Annotated in this window: 1 protein-coding gene; it reads right to left on the reverse strand. The window is 77.7% G+C overall.

The genetic code is table 11. The annotated features are described in order from the left end of the window. The coding region (locus HMPREF0731_RS22755) for an MFS transporter (protein ID WP_040614590.1) at nt 1-550 on the reverse strand (550 nt) is incomplete at its 3' end. Nucleotides 551-570: the final 20 nt, after the last annotated feature.

Raw genomic sequence — 570 nt, forward strand, 5'->3', positions numbered from 1 at the left:
CGCCGCCGCGCGGCACCAGCAGCGCCGGCAGGGCGCCGAGCCCGGCCAGCGCCACCACCCCGAGCACCGGCGAGACGCTGCCGAGCAGCGAGGCCAGGACCGGCGCCAGCACGAAGGTGACCTCGTTCAGCGTGGCGGCGATGCCGAGCGCGCGTGGCAGCCGCTCGGCCGGGGTCAGCTGGTTCAGCACCGTGCGCAGGAAGCCGAAGGCCGCGCCATGCACCGCGCCGGTGATGGCCGCCGCCAGGACCAGCCAGGGAAACGGCGCGCCGCCCCCGGCCAGCAGCGCCAGCAGCCCCAGCCCCGCCGTGCGGACCAGGATGAGCCGGCGCAGCGCCACATGCGGCGGCCAGCCACTGCCGAGCCGCGACAGCGGGATGGCGCCCGCCACCTGGGCCAGCGTCATGGCCAGGATCAGCGCGGCGCCGAGGCTGGCATCGCCGGTCAATTGCAGGGCCAGCAGGGAGAAGGCCACCGGCCCCGCCGCCTGCGGCACGCTGAGCGTGGCGGAGGCGGCGAACCAGCGCGGCAGGGCCCAGCGGCCCGCCATGCCTGGCTTGTCCGGCGCCG

The sequence above is a fragment of the Pseudoroseomonas cervicalis ATCC 49957 genome, assembly GCF_000164635.1.
Taxonomy (GTDB): Bacteria; Pseudomonadota; Alphaproteobacteria; order Acetobacterales; family Acetobacteraceae; genus Pseudoroseomonas; species Pseudoroseomonas cervicalis.